The 18,758-nt window shown below is 66.5% G+C and carries 13 protein-coding genes and 3 tRNA genes; 4 read left to right on the top strand and 12 right to left on the bottom strand.

The annotated features are described in order from the left end of the window. Nucleotides 1-44: 44 nt before the first annotated feature. The 4 genes from AC1AYX_RS08700 to galE form a co-directional block, all read right to left on the bottom strand. Nucleotides 45-485, bottom strand: coding sequence for a nucleoside 2-deoxyribosyltransferase (locus AC1AYX_RS08700; protein ID WP_476503100.1), 441 nt, complete (start codon nt 483-485; stop codon nt 45-47). Between the two features lie 261 nt (nt 486-746). Then, a tRNA-Phe gene (locus AC1AYX_RS08695) sits at nt 747-822 on the bottom strand. Nucleotides 823-867: 45 nt separating this feature from the next. Continuing rightward, nucleotides 868-941 (bottom strand) — tRNA-Asp (locus tag AC1AYX_RS08690). Nucleotides 942-1,160: 219 nt separating this feature from the next. Continuing rightward, nucleotides 1,161-2,174 (bottom strand): UDP-glucose 4-epimerase GalE, encoded by a 1,014-nt coding sequence (gene galE, locus AC1AYX_RS08685; protein WP_476503099.1) that lies wholly within the window; start codon nt 2,172-2,174, stop codon nt 1,161-1,163. A gap of 342 nt (nt 2,175-2,516) precedes the next feature. On the opposite strand from galE, the gene trmB reads away from it, so the two are divergent. From trmB to nagA, 3 genes are all read left to right on the top strand, one after another. Further along, nucleotides 2,517-3,293, top strand: coding sequence for a tRNA (guanosine(46)-N7)-methyltransferase TrmB (trmB, locus tag AC1AYX_RS08680; RefSeq protein ID WP_476503129.1), 777 nt, complete (start codon nt 2,517-2,519; stop codon nt 3,291-3,293). 78 nt (nt 3,294-3,371) lie between these two features. After that, a tRNA-Glu gene (locus AC1AYX_RS08675) sits at nt 3,372-3,443 on the top strand. A 530-nt stretch (nt 3,444-3,973) separates the two neighbouring features. Then, nucleotides 3,974-5,383 (top strand): N-acetylglucosamine-6-phosphate deacetylase, encoded by a 1,410-nt coding sequence (nagA, locus tag AC1AYX_RS08670; protein ID WP_476503098.1) that lies wholly within the window; start codon nt 3,974-3,976, stop codon nt 5,381-5,383. 194 nt (nt 5,384-5,577) lie between these two features. On the opposite strand, the gene AC1AYX_RS08665 is transcribed toward nagA, so the two are convergent. The 5 genes from AC1AYX_RS08665 to AC1AYX_RS08645 all read right to left on the bottom strand — a co-directional run bounded on the left by AC1AYX_RS08665 (nt 5,578) and on the right by AC1AYX_RS08645 (nt 14,643). Continuing rightward, a complete protein-coding gene (locus AC1AYX_RS08665; RefSeq protein WP_476503097.1) occupies nt 5,578-11,760 on the bottom strand; it encodes an Ig-like domain-containing protein in 6,183 nt (2,060 codons plus the stop codon). Between the two features lie 45 nt (nt 11,761-11,805). Then, nucleotides 11,806-12,237 carry a hypothetical protein gene (locus tag AC1AYX_RS08660; protein WP_476503096.1) on the bottom strand — a complete coding sequence of 144 codons (432 nt, stop codon included), beginning with the start codon at nt 12,235-12,237 and terminating at the stop codon, nt 11,806-11,808. A gap of 273 nt (nt 12,238-12,510) precedes the next feature. After that, nucleotides 12,511-13,044 carry a low molecular weight protein-tyrosine-phosphatase gene (locus AC1AYX_RS08655; protein ID WP_476503095.1) on the bottom strand — a complete coding sequence of 178 codons (534 nt, stop codon included), beginning with the start codon at nt 13,042-13,044 and terminating at the stop codon, nt 12,511-12,513. Nucleotides 13,045-13,057: 13 nt separating this feature from the next. Continuing rightward, entirely contained in the window at nt 13,058-13,723 is a 666-nt protein-coding gene (locus AC1AYX_RS08650; RefSeq protein ID WP_476503094.1) for a dihydrofolate reductase, read from the bottom strand. A 44-nt stretch (nt 13,724-13,767) separates the two neighbouring features. Beyond that, nucleotides 13,768-14,643, bottom strand: a complete 876-nt coding sequence (locus tag AC1AYX_RS08645; protein WP_476503093.1) for a thymidylate synthase — start codon at nt 14,641-14,643, stop codon at nt 13,768-13,770. Nucleotides 14,644-14,924: 281 nt separating this feature from the next. On the opposite strand from AC1AYX_RS08645, the gene AC1AYX_RS08640 reads away from it, so the two are divergent. Further along, a complete protein-coding gene (locus AC1AYX_RS08640) occupies nt 14,925-15,338 on the top strand; it encodes an OsmC family protein (RefSeq protein WP_034525863.1) in 414 nt (137 codons plus the stop codon). Between the two features lie 202 nt (nt 15,339-15,540). Here the strand turns inward: AC1AYX_RS08640 and AC1AYX_RS08635 are convergent, their stop codons facing one another. The 3 genes from AC1AYX_RS08635 to AC1AYX_RS08625 form a co-directional block, all read right to left on the bottom strand. Beyond that, nucleotides 15,541-16,569 carry a universal stress protein gene (locus AC1AYX_RS08635; protein WP_476503092.1) on the bottom strand — a complete coding sequence of 343 codons (1,029 nt, stop codon included), beginning with the start codon at nt 16,567-16,569 and terminating at the stop codon, nt 15,541-15,543. A 230-nt stretch (nt 16,570-16,799) separates the two neighbouring features. Next, nucleotides 16,800-17,555 (bottom strand): C40 family peptidase, encoded by a 756-nt coding sequence (locus tag AC1AYX_RS08630; protein WP_476503091.1) that lies wholly within the window; start codon nt 17,553-17,555, stop codon nt 16,800-16,802. Nucleotides 17,556-17,689: 134 nt separating this feature from the next. Further along, a complete protein-coding gene (locus AC1AYX_RS08625; protein ID WP_476503090.1) occupies nt 17,690-18,700 on the bottom strand; it encodes a CHAP domain-containing protein in 1,011 nt (336 codons plus the stop codon). Between the last annotated feature and the right edge of the window lie 58 nt (nt 18,701-18,758).

The raw sequence follows: 18,758 nt of genomic DNA, 5'->3' as shown, positions 1-18,758 counted from the left end.
GGGAGCTGTCAGCCGCAGGCTGACTGAGGGAGAGAACGGCCCCGTCAGAACTGGATGTAGTCCACTTCCTCGTGTTCTCCGGTCTCGAGGTATTTCGCCAGATCCTCGGGGCCGTTGAACACGGCCTTGACGGCCTGCGCGACCATCAGGTTCACGCGGTCCATCGGCGTCAGCTCGTCACGGTAGCCGTACACCGGCTTGCCCGATGCGTAGGCGTATCCGATTTCGAACATCGTGCCCGCGTCCTCGTCCATGAGGTTCGCGATGACGGCGTCCGCGGCGTCGATGCCCCTGATGTCGTCGGCGAAGCAGCCTTCCGGCCCGACCTCCTCGATCTGACTGGCGAAGCGCGGCTTGAACAGCGTCTTGCCGTGGCTTTCCAGCACGCCTTCGAGACGTTCCATGCTGTGGGCCTGTTCCGGGTCGAAGAACGGCCCCGCCACATAGAAGTCGATATGTTCGTCGTCGTTGTTCGTATCACTCATGCCCACCATTGAAACGCGGGGCGGTTCAAGCGACCACCATGCGGTTCACGTTTCGGACGAGCGACCGCGATATGGTCACTATGTGGAATCAGGCGCGCCGCAGCGCCCGTCGGTCATCAAGCTCCCCGCATCCCCAACCCCTTGCTCCCCCTTCAGGGGGAGCTGTCGCGTGCAGCGCGACTGAGGGGGATTCCAGGCCTACCCCTGGAACCTCAGACAGAAATAAACGAAACCCCGCAAGCAGTGCTTGCGGGGTTTCCGTGGTGGCTCCGAACGGCGTCGATCCGTTGACCTAGCGATTTTCAGTCGCTCGCTCTACCAACTGAGCTACAGAGCCATTGGATAATCAATGAACCCGAAACCGGACTCCTAATCATCCTAGCGACCACGACCGGACTTGAACCGGCGACCTCCGCCGTGACAGGGCGGCGCTCTAACCAACTGAGCTACGCGGCCGTTGTTTCTCGCGTTTCCGTGAGGCAACGAGTGAATATATTACTCGAAACGAAGCATCGCGCAAATCACGGCGTGTCGCCTTATATTGCAACGATTTCAACCACCCGCACACGACGCCCACGCAGGCGAATGCACACGCAACCGCCCCGGAAACGCGTGTGGGGCGCGCCCGACGAACGGACACGCCCCACACGATGGCGCGATACGGCCACATGCGACTCAGTCGGTCTGCTTCCAGTTCTCGACGTCGATGTGGTGCTCCGGGTTGGCCTGCCATGCACGCCACGCGGATTCGACGATGTCCTCCACGTTGTACTTGGCGTGCCAGCCCATCTCCTCGTTGATGCGCTTCGGGGAGCCGATGAGGTGCGGCGGATCGCCGGCGCGACGGCCCTGGACGTGCTCCTCGAACGGAAGGCCGGTGACCTTCTTGAGCTCGTCGACGATCTGGCGCACGGAGGTGCCTTCGCCGGTGCCGACGTTGAAGGCGTCGTACTTGCGCTCGTCGCGGTCGAGGTACTTGAGGGCGGCGAGGTGCGCGTCGGCCAGGTCGGAGACGTGGATGTAGTCGCGCACGCAGGTGCCGTCCGGGGTCGGGTAGTCGTCGCCGAAGATCAGCGGGGCCTTGCCCTTCTTCAGGCGGTCGAGCAGCATCGGGATGAGGTTGAGGATGGCCGGATCCTCAAGCTCGACGGGGCCGCAGCCGGCCACGTTGAAGTAGCGCAGCGCGCAGAAGCGGATGCCGTAGGTGCCTTCGCAGGCGCGGGCCATCCACTCGCCGAACAGCTTGGTCTGGCCGTACGGGTTGATCGGGAGCATCGGGACGACGTCCTCGGGGACCACGTCGACCGGCGGGACGCCGTAGGTGGCGGCGGAGGAGGAGAAGACGAGCTTCTTCGCCTTCTTGGACTTGGTCATGCCGGTGAGCACGTTGAGCATGCCGCCGATGTTCTGCTGGTAGTACCACAGCGGCTTCTCGACGGACTCGCCGACCTGCTTGCGGGCGGCGAAGTGGATGACGGCCTCGACGTCTTCGGCGTCGAGGATCTCGGCGAGACGCTCGCCGGCGCCCGGCGCGGAGATGTCCATGCCGTAGAGGCGGGAGCCTTCGATGCGGGTGGGCTTGCCGTAGCTCAGATCGTCGACGACGACGACCTTCTCACCGGCCTCATGCAGAGCGTGGACGACATGGGCGCCGATGTAGCCGCACCCACCAGTGACGAGAACTGTCATATCTGGCCTTTCGATTGCCTTGTAGAGCCTTGCGGCGTGCGGTTCGACTGCGCGAGCCGCTGTTCGCTTCTGCTCACATTTGTTATATTTTCGAACAATTTGAGTATAACACGGCACACGAACGAACACACGCGTTTCCACGAATCGGCACGGTCCAACCATACGGAATCATGGTGAATAATGGAACAACGCAAGACGACACCGGAAGGAACGCACATGACGGACGACCACGCCGCGAACGGCGACATCACCAACGGCGACATCACGGACACGGACGCCGTGAACGGAACGACGGAGGCGACGGCCGCGACGCCGCAGGCCGCGGCCGCGCCGACGCACCCGATGCACCGCGTGCTCTCGTTCGTGCGCCGCTCCGGCCGCCTCGACGCGCGACTCCAGCGCGCGTGGGACAACTACGCCGGCGACTATCTGCTCGACATCAACGCCGGCGAGGGCTCGCTCGACGTGCGCGACGGATTCGCGTTCGACGCGGACTACGTGCGCGGCACGTGGGGCGATGCGAATCCGCTCGTCATCGAGATCGGCTCCGGCCAGGGCGAGAACATCGTCGCGGCCGCCAAGGCGAATCCGGACACGAACTTCCTCGCGCTCGAGGTCTACGATCCCGGCGTCGCGCACACGCTGCTGCTCGCCGGCAAGCGCGGACTGAAGAACATCCGCGTGGCACAGGTGAACGCGCCGGAGCTGTTCAAGGCGGCCGCCGACGGCGTGGCCGCCGAGGTCTGGACGTTCTTCCCCGACCCGTGGCCGAAGAAGAAGCACCACAAGCGCCGCATCGTACAGCCGGAGCTGGCCGGCGAGGTGCGCCGCGTGCTGGCGGACGGCGGCGTGTGGCGCATCGCCACCGACATCGAGGACTACGCGCTGCACGTGCACGAGGTGATGGACGGGCTCGACGGCTGGCAGAACGCGGGCGACGTGACCGTGAGCCTGCCGACCGGCCACGTGGGCAAAGGCAACGCCGACCTCGCGGCCGACATGCCGCACGCCGACTTCACCGAGTCGGAGCGATACGACGGCCGCGTGCTCACCAACTTCGAGAAGAAGGGCCTCGCCGCCGGCCGCGTGATCCACGACTTCACCTACCGCAAGGTGTGAGACGCCCGCCACGCGACACGCCGACACGCCGGATTTGCGCAGCACCGACGACTTGCGTATCGTTATGCAAGTTGTCACGCCCCCATCGTCTAACGGTTAGGACACCAGACTTTCAATCTGACAACGAGAGTTCGACTCTCTCTGGGGGTACTCACACAGGAATCCTTGGAAACCGCGAGTTTCCAAGGATTTTTTCGTTTCCGGCCACACGGGCGACACACGCGGGTGGCCCCCAGAAATGAACCATCAGGGGATCTAGGCCAATGCCGCCCTATAAGGACTCAAAGGGGTCAAAGAACCGTGTCATCCGGGAAAAGTTGCACTGATTCCGTCCCAGCGCAAGAAATCCCGGAAAAGAACCGCGCCGCCCGGGATTCCTTGCACTGACGTCGTCACAGCACAAGAAATCCCGGGAAATGGGAGGAGTTTCCGGGATTTCTTGCGTTGACGCCGCCTCAGTGCGAATAATCCCGGATGATAGGGCGGATTTCCGGGATTTCTTGCGCCGAAGGCATCTGTCGCCGAGGCATCCGCCGACGAGGGCACCCGCCGCCGGGGGAACGCGGTTTGCACCGCGATTTGCGCCACGGTTACACGATGGCGGCCGTAACGTAGCCGCACCACGGTTACAGCGCAACCGCGCCACGGTCGCAGCGAGGTCGCATCTATCATGAGGAGACATGAGGGACTTGGCGGACGAGACCAGACGGGAGACCGTCGCGCGGGTGACGGCGGCATTGAGGGACACGTCGAGACCGGTCGCAATCCGCGGCGCGCACAAAGTGGATGCTCGTGGCGAGCGGCGCGGCTATTGGGTGGTCGCGGATGCGCACGGCGTAATCGCGGCATGCGGTTCGAATGACGACGATTCGGATGGTTCCGGAACAGCAGCGTTCCGATGCGCCTGCCGCGCGGTCGGCATCGCCCCGGACTCCCCCGAGCCGGACGCGATCATCGACGCGGACGGGCTGATCCTCACGCCCGGATTCGTGGACATCCACTCCCATGGCGCGTGGGGAGCGTCGTTCGACGACGGGCCGGACGGCATCGACACGGCGCGCGCCGGTCACGCGATGCACGGCACGACGCGCCAGGTGCTGTCGCTCGTCACCAATCCGATGGACGTGATTCTACGCAACATCCGCATCGTGCGCACCGCAATGGGCTCCGGACGACCGGACATCCTCGGCTGCCATCTGGAAGGCCCGTTCCTCGCGCCGGAACGCAAGGGCGCGCACGCGCTGGAACACCTACGGAACCCGACGCCCGAACTCATCGACGCACTGCTCGACGCGGCTGGTGGCGACCGCGGCACCGCCAGCACCGCCAGTACCGACGCTACCGACGCCGCCGACCCCAGCACCACCAGCCCCAGCGCACCCGCCTCCTCCGCCGCGAACCACCCCGGCTGTATCCGCCAGATCACCATCGCCCCGGAACTCCCGCACGCCCTCGACGCCATCAGCAGGTTGCACGCCGCCGGCGTCGTCCCCGCAATCGGCCACACCGACGCCGACTACACGACCGCCGAAGCCGCCTTCGCCGCGGGCGCCGGCATCATGACGCATATGTTCAACGCGATGAACGGTCTGCATCACCGCGATCCCGGTCCGATTCCGGCCGCGATCGAGAACCCGCGCGTCATCATCGAACTCATCAATGACGGCTTCCACGTGGACGATCCGATGGTGCGATTCGGCTTCACGCTCGCGCCGCACCGGATCGCGCTCGTCACCGACGCGATGGCCGCCACCGGCTGCCCGGACGGCGTGTACCGTCTCGGCGGCCTCGACGTGAGCGTGGTCGCCAGCCGAGCGCGCCTCGCCGACGGCGGCGCGATCGCCGGCTCCACGCTCACGATGGAAGCCGCCGTCCGGCGCGCGGTCGTTGCGCTCGGTCTCGGCCCGGTCGACGTCGTCGAGGCCTCCACGCTCACCCCGGCGCGCGCGTTCGGCTTCGACCGGCCCAATCCCATCACCGGCGCGCCGCTCGGCCTGCTCTCCCCCGGCTACGCCGCCGATTTCAACCTGATCGACGCGACGGACTGGACCGTCCGTCACACCTGGTGCGCCGGCCGCCGACTGCGGTGAGAAAGCAATACTGCGCGCCAACGACTGCGCCACACTCCCCTGCGCCCCTCACACATCCCATGGTGCAGTAAAACTCCCATGGTGCGGTCACCCAAAACGGCTTGATTCCGCCGTTGTGGAGAGTTTGTGTTACCGCACCATGGGAAATGGGAAGGTAGGGGTAGGTCAATCCGTCAATGAACCGACAACACGTGTCAGCGGCGGATGTGGTGGCGGCGCAGGGCCAGGGCGACGGCGCAGACGGCGAGCGCGAGGATGGTCACCGCGAGCGCTCTGGCCACGGCTGTGCCGGTCGCCGGGAGCGGCGACTTGGCGGAGGCGTTGGTCTGCGCGGGCGACTGTCCGGTCGGACGCTGCGCGGTGCCAGTACCAGAGCCAGAACCAGCACCAGAGCCGGAACCGGCGGAGTCACCGGAACCGTTGGAATCGGTATCGCCGCCGGAACCGTTGCCGTTGTTTCCACCGGTATCGCTGCTATCGCCGGAACCATCGGAACCGCCGTTCCCGTTACCGTTGCCACCGTTGTTACCGCCGTCACCGCCATCTCCGTCCGAGCCGTTCCCCGGCTTGTCCGGCTTATCCGGCTTGTCCGGATCCGGCGTGGGTTCCGGGTCGGGATCCGGCTCCGGCTCCACATCGTCCTTGACGGTCACGTCGAACGTCGTGGAGACGACGTGGGACGTGTCGCCGCCGACGGTCATGGAGACGGTGACTGTCTGGCGGCCGGGCGCGGAGGCGTCGTAGCCGGTGAACGCGAGTTCGCCATCTGTCTCGTTCAACGGCGCGGTGGTGCCGCCGTCGAGGAGGCGGCGCACGGCAAGACCGTCCGTGTCGAGCGCCTCGCCTTTGGCGTATGCGGTCTTGGACGGACCGGAGACCAGCGTGAGACCGGTGACGGCGGAATCCGGGGCGGCGACGCGCACGAGGCTGAAGTCGTCGAGCACGGCCCAGCCGCCCGCGTCCTGTTTGACGCTGAAGCCGACGGTGATGACGCCGTCCGCGCCCACGTGCACCGGCTTGAGCGTCGGATTCAGCCACTTATAGCCGGCGGCACCGGCACCAGCCGAACCGTCGGCACCGGCCGACCCCGCCCCCGGCAGCTTCTCCCCCGCCGCGTCGAGCTCCGCACCGCCCGCATCCTTCGCGTACAGGCGGATGTCGTCGTTCTTGCCGCTGTCGCCGGTGAGCCAGCCGGAGAACACGTACCAGCCTTCGGCCAGTCCGGTCACCTGCTGTTCCACAGTGAAGTCCATGGCGGCGGCGTTCCACGCGTTGAGGCTCTTGTTGCCTTCGTGCAGGTCGGATTCCTTCTTCTGGGTCTTGACGCCGACCGAGCCCTGCGGCTTGTTCCACGTGGCGGTCCAAGAGTCGAATCCGTCTTCGAAACCGCCGTTGGCGAGGAGGTTCCCGCTCGGCAGGTCCGGGTCGTTCACGGTCACGGCGAACGTGGCGGTCTTGCCGGCCGTGTCGTCGCTCTTGGAGGTGACGGTGACGGTCTTCTCGCCGGGCAGGTCGGCGTCGAAGCCGCTCAGCTCGTACCGGCTCGCGTCCAGCGTGCCGACGGTCTTGCCGCCCGCCGTTTCGCTGACTTCGAGTCCGGTCGTGTCGAGTCGGTCGCCGATCACGTAGGAGGTCTTCGCGGGCGTCTTCGTCACGGCGATCGCGTCGGCGGCGACCGGCGCGTCGCCGTTCACGGTGACGGTCACGTCGGCTTCCAGCGGCGTGTCGCTGTTGTACAGCATGGCGGTCACGTGGATGACGGCGGTGCCGCCGGCGAGCGCGGTGACGACGCCGCTGGTCTCGCCCACCGTGGCGACCTTGGGCGCGTTGGACGTCCATGCGACGGATTTGAGCAGCACGTCGCCGTCGCCGCCGGTGCTGCGCGCGGCGAGGCGCAGCGTGCCGCCGGCGTCGAGCGTCGTCTTGCCGCCGGTCAGGTCGTCGCCCGTCGTCGCGTCGGTGACGGTGAAGAACTCGGAGGCTCCCGGCGTCTTGGTGATGTCCACGGCGATGTCCGTGTACACATTCGGCGATTGCTTCGAGGCGACGCGCACCGTGCCCTTGGCGGGCACGATCGCGTCGAGGTCGTCGTAGTAGGCGACGGGCGCGATCACGCCGTCATCGTTCACGGCGACCGTGTCCGGGTCGAGCGAGGTGTAGGTCACGTCCTGGCTGTAGCCGGCGGGTTCCACGGACGCGGCGATCCGGTGCGTGGCGCTCAGCGTGCCCTTGATGGGGACGAGTCTGACGCTGGTCGCGTCGACCTTGACCGCGCTGGCGGAGGGTTCGGCCGCGTAGACGGCGAGGTTGTCGAGTCGGGTGGTCCAGTTCAGCGTGCCCGTGCCGCGGGTGCCCCACAGTTGGATGCCGGCGAGGGTGCCGTCGTAGTCGACGCCGTCGGCGAACGGCACGGTGTGGGTGGCGGTGAGTTTCGCGTCGGTTTTGGACGTGATGGTGAACGTGATCTTCCGTGCGGTGAAGTCGAGCGCGACGTGCACGTTGTACCATGCGTTGTTCCGATTGAATCCGTCGCCGACGGCGGTGGTGCCGGTCAGGGCGCTGTTCGTGTCCTTGGTGGACGATCGTCCGCCGGTGTTGTAGACGAGTTCGGCGTCCGCGTTGGTCTGCAGGCTCAGATAGCGGTTGTCGGAACCGTCCACGAGCGTGAGGAACGCGCCTTTGGAGCCGGCGGGCGCGCCCACGTTCCAGTCGACGTCGAACACGACCTTGCCGTTGGCGACGGCCGGGGCGAAGGTCCTGGCCGTGGCGCGGCCGCCGGAGCCGCCGCCGGAAATCTCGAGCACGTGGCCGGAACCGGAACCGCCGTCCGCGTCGCCGTCGACGACCTTCGCGCCCAGCTGGCCGGCGTAGTTGGCGTACTTGCCGAATCCGCCGTTGCCGCCGACGTCGATGCCGTCGAAGCTTTCGGAGATGGTCGGCACGTACACGGTCGCCTTGTCGCTGAATCGTCCGTCCTTGGTGGCGGCGGTGATGACGGCGACGCCGGGCTTCAGCGCGGTGACGGTGCCGAACGCGTCGACGGTCGCCACGGATTCGTCGCCGGAACTCCAGTCGACGTCGGTTTCGGTGGCGTCGTCGGGCGTGACGGCGGCGTTGAGCCGCACCGTCGCGCCGTCGCCGCCCTGCGCGCCGAGCGTATCGGACTTGATCCACACCTCATGCCGGTCGAGCGTGACGCCGGTGGCCGCGATCGCGTCCTTCTGCACCTTGACGGCGACGCTCGCGCTGTACCCGCCGTTCACCGTGGTGACGGTGACGGTGGTCTCGCCGATCGCGTTGCCGGTCACGTTGCCGTCCGCGTCCACGCCGGCGACGGCGGGGTCCGCGGACGTCCACGTGACGGACTTGTCGTCGGCGTCGGACGGCGTGACGAGCACGTCGAGCCGCTTCACGCTTCCCTTCTGGATGGTGAGTCTGTCGCGGCCGAGCGAGACGCCCTCCACCTGCACGGGTACGGCGTGGACGGTCACGCTGGCCGAGGCGGCGGGATTGTCGTCGGAGGTGACGGTGACGACGGCGTCGCCCCGGCCGACGGCGGTGACCTTGCCGGTCTGGTCGACGCTGACCGCGTCCGGATTCGACGAGCTCCACGTGACCTTGTACAGGGTGGCGTCCTTCGGGTTCACGGTGGCCGTGAGCTGCGTGGAACGGCCGTGGCTGAGCGTGATCGGGTCGGTCTTGTCGAGCGTGACCGAGGCGACGGGCGTCTTGGTGGCGTCCACGGTGAACGTGAGCGTCGCCTTGCCGTCGGCGGAGGCGACGGTGACGACGGTCCGGCCGGCCTGCTTCACGTCGAGCTGCACGACGGAACCGTCGTCGGTGCGCTGTTCCATGCGGCCTTTGGCGGTCTGCCAGGTCTCGCCGAAGAACGTGGCGACGCCGGTGTCGGAGGAGGTGAACACGGCATGCTGGTCGCTCACGGTCTTGGGCAACGTGGCGGTCATGTCCACCGAGTCGAGCGCCTTGGCGGCGATGACGTCGCCGTCGTGCACCCGCTTGCCGCCGACGGTCACGGCGAGGTCGCCGTCGGCGGCCTGCGTCGGGGCCTTGACGGTGACGCGCGCGGTGGCGGACACGCCGCCTTCGCCATCCACGCCATCCACGCCGCCCACACGCGCGGTGATCGTCGCGGTACCGGCCTTCACACCGGTCACGAAGCCCTGCGCGGAGACGGTCGCGACATCCGGATCGCTGGACGTGTACGTGATCGCGCTGTCGGACAGCACGGCGTCGGTGGGCTGGACGGTAGGCCTGAGCCGCCGGGACATACCGCCCGCGGTGAGCGTGAGGTCCGCGTCCTCGAATCCGATGGCGGTGGGCTTGGCGGGGGCGACCTCGTAGCGGCCGTCGGCGATGCCGTTGTCGTTGCCCAGCGGCGTGACGACGTCCGCGGTCTTCGTCTTGGCGACGCCGCGGATGAGGTACGCGTACATGGAATCCATCATGTCGCCGGCCTTGCCGGCCTCGGTGCTGCCCATCTCCTTGATGGCCGGGTCGCCGTTGTTGAACATGATGCGCTGGTTGACGTCCGCGGAGCCGCCTTCGGTGCTGGCCGCGCCCGGCGTGGGGATCCAGTCGGTCTCCCAGTAGTAAAAGCCGCGCGTGCGCCCGTACGGATCGGGGGTGTCGAGCGGCGCCTGCATGTAGTCGAGCAGCCAGTTGTACTGGCCGTTCGGGCTGCCCGCGTAGGCGGCCTGGGTCATCTGGCTGGTCTGCTGGTCGAACGTGGCTTTGTAGCGGGTGAAGCTGTAGCCGGCCTCCACGTTCACGTAGTCGCGCCAACGGTGTTCCCCGCTCGCGTTCATCGCGTTCGCGAACTTGATGATGTTGCCGCTGGAGCGGCCGCCGTACAGGGAGTGCGCCTCGCCGTCGTATTCGGCGCCGTTGGCGGACAGCCCCTCAAACATGTTGAACGCGTAGTCCACGTCGTAGCCGTTGTTGGTGTGCACGTAGGTGGGGATGCCGGGGGCCACGTCCTTGATCGCGTCGTAGGAGGCGGCGACGATGGCCGCATGGCCCACGCTGGTGGCGCCCTGGCCGATCGGGCGGATGAGGCCGCCGTCCTGCTCGTTGCCGGTCTTCACGCCGGCGAGGTTCACGTGCCGGTCCACCAGTTCGGTCATGAAATCATGCACGTAGTGGTACACGATGGCCTTCATGTGGCTCAGGTCGGATTCGGAAAGCGTGCCGTCGTACGCCTTGTTGAGCCATTCGAGCGGCGTGTAGGCCTTCGCGGCGCTGATCCACGAGTCCGAGTAGTGGAAGCTTGGCAGGTAGCTCATGCCGAGTTCGGTGGCGCGCACGCCGAGTTCGGCGGAATGTTCCTTGTCGAAGTAGCCGCCCTGGGGCATGCGGTAGGGCATCGGATCGCCGTTCGCGTCGTCGAAGCTCTGGTAGACCTTGGCCAGGCTCTTCGGATAGTAGGTGTCGTTGCCGGCCTGCACGAAGATCATGTTCGTGATCGAGTTGACGCCGTGATTGGCGAGGATGTTCAGGCAATCCTGCTGGACGCCGTTGGCGAAATACTTGCCGCCGTTGTCCTCGATGAGCGGCAGGAACGAGACGTCCGCGCCCTTGGCGACGCCGGCGTCGTGCATCTCGAACAGGTCGACGTCGTCCACCCACGCGTGGTCCTGGCCGTTGCCGGTCCACGGGTCCTCCACATACGTCCCGTCGGTCCGGTGCAGCGTGACGGATTTCGTATAGGCCTCGTCGTGCACGGTGTTCGCGTATACGGTGATCTCGCCGGTCGCGCCGGTGGTGAACACGACGCTGACGAGCGAGTATCCGGTGGTGCCGGACGGCGCCTGCCGCAGCACCGTGCCGTCGGCGCCCCTGACGCCGATATTGATGCGGTCGCCGGTCGATTCGCGGTTGACGAGCAGACCGTCCTGACCGCGCCAGTTGTTGTGCGTCTCGGTGGAGAACGTGTCCTGGCGGTCGACCTTAGTGCGCGCGGTGAGCACGTATTTCGTGTTCGGCTTGACCGTGACGGTCTGCGCCACGGCGGCTCCGGCGGCGAGGCGGAGCGCCTTGGATCCGGTGTCGGCGTTGGCGCCGTCCACGGCGACGTCGCCGGTGGTGGTCCAGCCGTCCGTCCCCTGTTCGAAGTCCCAGTTGGCGAGCGCGTTGGCGTCGTCGGAGTCGAGTTGGAGGTTGAGGCCGTCGACGGCGAGGGCGTTCGTTCCGGCGGTGATGGTGACGGTCATCCGCCCGTTGTAGACGAGCACGTTGCGGTGCGATGTGGCGGTCCACTGGCCCGTCTTGAGATAGGCGTCGAGCTTCAGCACGGAGTCGGGGCCGCCCGTGCCGGAGACGGTGAGGTTGGCGGTGTTGCCGCCAGCCGCGCCCTTCACGTTCAGGTTGAGCGAGTAGCTGCCCTGCGGGATGCCGGTGATGGTTCAGGTGATGGATGCGCCCGCGGGCAGGTCCGCGTACCGGTCGCCTTCCGAGGCGCCGCCGGTGACGGTCGCGACGTCGCCTTTGGCGGTCCAGCCGTCCAGCCCCGATTCGAAGCCCATGTTGCTCACCGGGCGGACGGTCGCGTCGGCCGAGGTGTTGGTCACGTCGGCGGTGGCGGTGACCGCCGTGCCGGTCGCGATCATCGCGAGCGCGATGGCCGCGGCGGCGACGCCGGCCACCGCGGCGCGCGCACGGCGGGTGACGCGGGCGACGATGCCGGCGACGATGCGATGGGTGATGCCGACGATGTTGGCGACACGATGCCCCGTGCGCGGTTGCGCGTGCTGCCCGGTACCATGTTGCCCGGTACTGTGATGCCCGATACCGTGATGCCCGGCATCGGGACGATTCTGCTGGTGTGTTCCGTTCATTGGCCTGTCGATCCTTCTACGACACCTGACGGGCTCTCTCCCTCGTCAAGTGGTACAGCTGTGTACCATACAACATCGCAGGATAGCATGGAAACCGACTCTTGGTCAACCGGTGTATCACCACACCTCACCCCCTCGCACTCACGCACTCCATCCCATGGTGCGGTAAAACCCCCATGGTGCGGTCGCCGAAAACGGCTTGATTCCGCCGTTATGGAGATTGTGTGTTACCGCACCATGGGAGAGTGCGCGGGATATGCGCGGGAACGGGGGTTAGTGTTCGGCGGCGGTGAGGCGCTGGGCCACCCAGTCGACGATGTAGGGGGCGACTTCCTCGATCTGGTCGATGGCGACCTCGAACTCGTGGGGACCGCCGTACCACGGATCGACCAGGTCGATCTCGCTTTCACGGCCGGCCGGCGGCTTCGGCAGATTCGGGTCGAAGCTGCGGTACATGTGCACCTCGGCGCGCTTCGCCGGCGGCAGCATGCGCAGCAGGGCGCGCATGTGCGAGGCGGTCATCGGCAGGAACAGGTCGGTGCGGTTGATCTCGTCACGGCTGATCCGATGCGCGAAATGGTCGCGCGGGATCTCGTCGCCATAGCCGCGCTCGCGCAGCACATGCACGGCGCGCGGGTCGATCGGGTGGCTCCACTCCTCATCGGAGACGCCGCTGGACTCGACGTCCACGCGACCGGACAGGCCGCGCTCGTCGAAATAGTGGCGCAGGATGATCTCGCCCATCGGCGACCGGCAGATGTTGCCGGTGCACACGGTCATGACGGTGTACTTCTTCTCGTCGGTCATACTTCTCTTTCGGCTAACGGGAACGCACATACTTGATGAAACGGTACCGGGCGATACCGGATTCCGGCTTCTTCGGCTTCAGCCACGGCGAACGGTCGGCGACCTGCCAGCCGGCGTGGTCGTCGTCCGCGAGCGCGGCGATGTCGGGCGCGTACGTGTCGGCGTCCACGGCCGCGTCGAGCAGGGTGACGAACACCTTGTTCGCCTGCGGCAGGGCCTCCTCGAACAGCTGCGCACCGCCGATCACCCAGATCTCGGAACGGTCGAGACCGTCGTCCGGAATCGCCTCCTGGCGGGCCAGGTCGAGCGCGTCCTCCAGACTGTCGACCACGGTCGCGCCGGGTGCACGGTACTGGTGGTCATGGGAGACGACGATGTTGTCGCGGTTGGGCAGGGGCCTGTAACGCAGGTCCAGCGACTCCCAAGTGCGACGACCCATGATCACCGGGTGCGAGACGGTGAGCTCCTTGAAATGCTTCATATCCTCGGCGAGATGCCACGGCATGCCGCCCTCCAGACCGATGGCCCCCGTACGACCTTCCTTGTCGCGGGCTTCGGCCCAGATGAGGTTCACCGAGAACGTCTTGGGGAAATCGTCGCCCCAGTCCTCGGTCTCGTCGAGCCCGGCATCCCCGGGCTCGGGTTCGTGATAGCCGCTTCGGCTACTGTCATGCTCCATTTCGGACTCCTTGAGTGGGATTGGACTGGAACAGAAGTGTAATGTCAGACGGCGACGGGCGCCTTGATGGTGGGGTGGTGACGGTAGTCGAGGATATGGAAGTCCTCGTATTCGTAGTCGAAGATCGAGTCGGCCTTGTCGATCGCGATCTTCGGGTACGGGTAAGGCTCGCGCGACAGCTGTTCGAGGACCTGCTCGATGTGGTTGTCGTACACGTGGCAGTCGCCGCCGGTCCACACGAACTCGCCGGGCTCGAGGCCCGCCTGCTGCGCCATCATCAGGGTGAGCAGCGAGTAGGAGGCGATGTTGAACGGCACGCCGAGGAACATGTCGCAGCTGCGCTGGTAGAGCTGGCAGCTGAGCTTGCCGTCGGCCACGTAGAACTGGAAGAGGGCGTGGCAGGGCGGCAGGGCCATGTGCTCGACCTCGGCCGGGTTCCACGCGGAGACGATCATGCGGCGCGAATCCGGGTGATGCTTGATGAGGTCCATCACGTTGGCGATCTGGTCGATCGTGCGGTTCGGGTCGTCCGGGGTCGGGGCCGGCCAGCTGCGCCACTGCACGCCGTAGACCGGACCGAGGTCGCCGTTCTCGTCCGCCCACTCGTCCCAGATGTGCACGCCGCGCTCCTGCAGCCAGCGCACGTTCGAGGAGCCTTTGAGGAACCACAGCAGCTCGTAGGCGAGGCCCTTGAAGAACACTGTCTTCGTGGTGAGCAGCGGGAACGTGCCGTCGGACAGGTCGAAGCGGATCTGGCGGCCGAACAGGGAGATCGTGCCCGTACCGGTGCGGTCCGACTTGAGCGTGCCCTCGGTGAGGATCGTGCGCACGAGATCCTCGTACGGGGTGGGCACGTCCGTCTCGGGACGGGCGGGAATGCGGGTGCGGATGTCAGCGAGTTGTTCCGGGGTCAAAGCCATGGGCACCAGTGTAGCGTGACCCCCTCGGTCAGCCCGTGCCCCCCTCAGTCCGGCCTCCGGCCGGCCAGCTCCCCCTGAAGGGGGCGCATGCCGTCTTCCTGCTCCCCGGAAAGGGCGCATATCATCTCTTTGCTCCCCCTTTAGGGGGAGCTGGCGGCGAAGCCGGCTGAGGGGGGTTCGCTTCGGCGGATGGCGATTTGCGGCGAAGGCGGCGGTTTTCGGCTAGATTGGAGATGGTCGCGACGCGACAGGCGCGCCGCACGGATAGACGAGGAGTCATCATGGCCAAGCGACTGTGGGTGGAACGCAACAAGGACGGTTCGTGGGACGCGTTCAGCGAAGACGGCGCGCACATCAAGTTCGGCAAGGACCGCGGCCAGTTCACGCCGGGCGATCTGATGAAGATCGCGCTGGCGGGCTGCGCGGCGCTGTCCAGCCAGTTCGCGATCGAGCATACGCTGGGCGAGGGCAAGGGCGCGAAGATCGTCGTCGGCGGCACCTATGACGCGGACAACGACGCGTACATCAACTTCGACGAGCAGGTCGTCGTGGACGCCACCGGCTCCGATCTGAGCGACGAGGACGCGGCCAAGCTCAAGGAGCGCATCACCCGTCACATCGACAAGGGCTGCACGGTCAAGCACACCTACGTGCAGGAGACCCCCGTCCGCATGGAAGTGACGATCAAGAAGTAAACCAATCGCACGCAATCGGCCCCCTCTGACGAGGGGGCTGTCGAACGCAATGAGACTGGGGGAGAGATAGCTGGAACGTAACGGTTCCCGGTATCTCTCCCCCAGTCCGCTTACGCGGACAGCCCCCTCGTCAGAGGGGGCCAAAGAAGGAGCGGACAGCCCGGCCGCAATCACGGACGGCCTACGGCCGACCTCAATCGGATCAGTGTTCGGGGTCGATGGTCTTTTCGATCTGCTGGACGACCTCGGGCTTGGCCGGCTCGACCGGGACCTCCTTGACGCCGCTGATGTCGTCGAGCGGCTTCGTCGGCACTTCGGCCGGCGAGCTCGGCACGGTGTCGAGGCGGCTTTCGGCGGCCTCCACGTACTTGCGCGGCACGACGTAGACGGGGCCGACCGAGTGCTGCAGCAGGCCCTGGCTGGTGGAGCCGAGCAGCAGGCCGGTGAAGCCGCCGCGTCCGCGGGAGCCCACGACGACGACGTCATGGTCGTAGCTGGCCTTGGTGAGCGCGTCCACGGCGGAGCCGGGCACGATGCGCTTCTCGATCTTCAAATCCGGGTACTGCTCCTCGAGCGGCTTGACGCGCGTCTCCAGATCGTCCATGAAGGAGGCGTACACCTCGTCGTCGGCGCCCTTGACCTGCGCCGCCGCGGAGATGACGTCGAGCTCGGCACCCCACGCGTGCGCGAAGGAGGCGGCGATGTCGAGCGCCTTCAGACCCCACTTGGATTCGTCGGAGCCGACCGCCACCTTGGTGATCGTGTTGTTGAGGTGCATGAGGTTGCCGTCGTCGTCGGTGTAGGGCACGACGACGATCGGGCAGTACGCGTAGGCGGGCAGCGAGGAGGACGTGGTGCCGAGCAGGCGCTCGGCGAGGCCGCCCTTGCCGCGGTTGCCGATGACGATGAGGTTGTAGTTGCGCGACAGTTCGACGAACACGGACGCCGGGTCGCCGGTCACGATCAGTGTGGCCGCCTGGACGCCCTGCTCGTCGGCGATGGCCTTCGCCTTGGACAGAATCTCCTGCGCGTCGGAATGGGCCGCGTTGTCGTCGCCCATCGCGGTGTACGTGGCGTCGAAGCTGACGGCCGCATAGCTGGGCAGGGAGTATGCGCAGACGATCTGCAGCGTCAGTCCCGCATGCTTGGCATAGTTCGCCGCCCACCAGGCGGCCTTGTAGCTGGCATTCGACCCGTCAACGCCGACGAGTATGGCCTTGTCGTTGATCATGACGACCTCCTTGAGTTATACGCGATGCCGTCATGCCGTGGCGACATCGCCCCCTGTGCGTTCCACAATACCCCGTCATGGACGCATATCGTGGCTCATCTTCGTGAAATAGTTCACTCGTGTCGCGTGGAAACGGACCGGAAAACGGAAAACGCGCCGTCCCCGGAAAGGGGAGGCGCGTTGTCTCAAGAACGGGAAGCGATCCGTAACCGAACCGCCGGGTGTCGGTATTACAGGACTCGGCGGATGGAGTAGCTGGCACCGGCGAACACGTAGGCGACGGCGTTGGTGCGGATGCCGTCCGCATAGGTCTCGGCGTCGACGATCATGCCGTTGCCGAGGTAGATGCCGGAGTGGTTCGCGTTGGCGAGGATATCGCCCGGCTGGGCTTCGGCGAGGCTCGCCACAGGGGTGCCGACGGTGGCCTGCGCGCCGGAAGTGCGCGGCAGAGAGATGCCGTTCTGGGCGAAGACGTACTGCACGAAGCAGGAGCAGTCCATGTTGTACGGCGGGTTGCATCCGCCGTAGACATAACGGTCGTCGGCGGCGATGGCCAGGGCGAGCGAGATGACACCCTGCGCGTTGCCGGTCGGCGTCGGCAGGCTGGAGGTGTCGACGGAGGCGTCGCGGCTGGCGGAACGGCTGGCGGCCTGGGCCTGCGCGGTGGCCGCGGCCTGGGCGGCCTCTTCGGCGGCCTTCTTCTCGGCTTCGGCCTTGGCCTCGGCGTCCTTTTCGGCCTGGGACTTGGTCTGCGGCACGTTCAGGGACTCGATGCCGCCCCAGTTGGAATCGGACTCCACATCGGTGGAGGTGGATTCCTTGAGCAGGTTCTTGCGGGCGGTCGTGGTCTTCGGGAACGAGCGCTCGGAGGTGACCACACCGGAGGTCTGGTCGGCGGCGGTGGCGGCCGGAGCGACGGCGATGAACGTCGCGCAGGCTGCGACGGCCGCGGTGAATGCGATTACGGTTTGCTTCAAATTCTTCATCGGAACCTTACGGTAGCACCCGGGGTGCCCGGGGAGCGGAAAGCGAATCGGTAAGCGGAATCTCCGGCGATGCATCGGATGCATCGGAGACCGGACGTATCAGTGGTCAGACGTATCAGTAGTAGTCAGACGTATCAGTAGTGGATGTACTCGAAGTCGGAGACGTTCGTGTAGGTCTTCGAGTAGGTCTTGCCGTTCATCACGGAGCCGCACTCGGACGTGACGATGGAGCCGTCGGCGTTGATCTTCTCGACGATGGCGACGTGGCCGTACGTGGAGTCGGTGCCCTCCTGGCCGGCGCGGAAGACCATGATGTCGCCCACGTGGCGCGGCGTGTTGTCGACCCAGTAGCCGAGGGCGCGCGCGGAGTTTGCCCACATGTTGCCGTTGCCCATGTGCGAGCCGACCGGCAGGCCGAGCTCATGGCGGCGCACGTACACCCACCAGGTGCACTGGCTGAATTCATAGGCGTTGCCGACGTCGCCGGTGGCGTGGTTCGGGTCGAAGCCGGCGGGCAGCAGGTTGGAATCCTCGTCCATGAGCTTGGCGACGTTCTCGTTGTTCGCGAGGGACTTGGACATCTGCTTGAGGTCGATCGAGGTGCTGGCGTCGCCGAGCGACCAGGTGCCCTCGTTGGAGGTCTGCTGGGTCTGCGCGTCGGCGTCGGACTGCTGCGTGGCGTCGCTGCCGGCCACGGTGCTGGAGACCGTGTCGCCGGTGCCGGTGAGCGGGGTGCGCACGTCGGAACGGGAGGCCGCGCCCTTGACCGCCTGAATCTGCGTGGTGGTCGTCGCGGCGTCCTCGGCGACGGACAGGCCTTCGTCGGCGGGGCTGGCGAAGGCGACCGCAGTGGCCGCGGTGCCGGCCAGGGCCGCGAGGGACGCGGAGCCGACGATGAAGTTGCGACGTTCGGCCGCACGGGCCGCCTCGCGGATGGCGCGGCGCGACATCGGCGCGAGTTCGTTGAGCTTATCGGCCACCGCTTCGTCGAGACCGAGCACGGCGCCGTTGTTCCCCGCCATCTGCATGGCGATCACGGTGCCACGCGTGTGGGTGCCGCGGGAACCGGAGAACAGACCCATCAGGCTGTTCGATCCGTTGCCCTTGGCGGAAGTTCCGGCCGCCTTATGTGCCGCATGCCTCATACAGTATCAGCTCCTTGGTGGGTTGGGAGGGCACCTCTGCAGACGGCACCCTTCACCG

Source organism: Bifidobacterium sp. LH_419 (assembly GCF_056356955.1).
Note: the sequence above shows the minus strand (reverse complement) of the source record. Positions and strands in the feature narration are given on the sequence as shown.

Bases quoted from the DNA above. Each gene is read 5' to 3' on its own strand.
- AC1AYX_RS08655 (WP_476503095.1), bottom strand. From the start codon at position 13,044: ATGACCGACGAGAAGAAGTACACCGTCATGACCGTGTGCACCGGCAAC.
- AC1AYX_RS08635 (WP_476503092.1), bottom strand. From the start codon at position 16,569: ATGATCAACGACAAGGCCATACTCGTCGGCGTTGACGGGTCGAATGCC.
- AC1AYX_RS08660 (WP_476503096.1), bottom strand. From the start codon at position 12,237: ATGAACGGAACACACCAGCAGAATCGTCCCGATGCCGGGCATCACGGT.
- AC1AYX_RS08630 (WP_476503091.1), bottom strand. From the start codon at position 17,555: ATGAAGAATTTGAAGCAAACCGTAATCGCATTCACCGCGGCCGTCGCA.
- AC1AYX_RS08700 (WP_476503100.1), bottom strand. From the start codon at position 485: ATGAGTGATACGAACAACGACGACGAACATATCGACTTCTATGTGGCG.
- trmB (WP_476503129.1), top strand. From the start codon at position 2,517: ATGCACCGCGTGCTCTCGTTCGTGCGCCGCTCCGGCCGCCTCGACGCG.
- AC1AYX_RS08645 (WP_476503093.1), bottom strand. From the start codon at position 14,643: ATGGCTTTGACCCCGGAACAACTCGCTGACATCCGCACCCGCATTCCC.
- AC1AYX_RS08640 (WP_034525863.1), top strand. From the start codon at position 14,925: ATGGCCAAGCGACTGTGGGTGGAACGCAACAAGGACGGTTCGTGGGAC.
- galE (WP_476503099.1), bottom strand. From the start codon at position 2,174: ATGACAGTTCTCGTCACTGGTGGGTGCGGCTACATCGGCGCCCATGTC.
- AC1AYX_RS08650 (WP_476503094.1), bottom strand. From the start codon at position 13,723: ATGGAGCATGACAGTAGCCGAAGCGGCTATCACGAACCCGAGCCCGGG.
- AC1AYX_RS08625 (WP_476503090.1), bottom strand. From the start codon at position 18,700: ATGAGGCATGCGGCACATAAGGCGGCCGGAACTTCCGCCAAGGGCAAC.
- nagA (WP_476503098.1), top strand. From the start codon at position 3,974: ATGAGGGACTTGGCGGACGAGACCAGACGGGAGACCGTCGCGCGGGTG.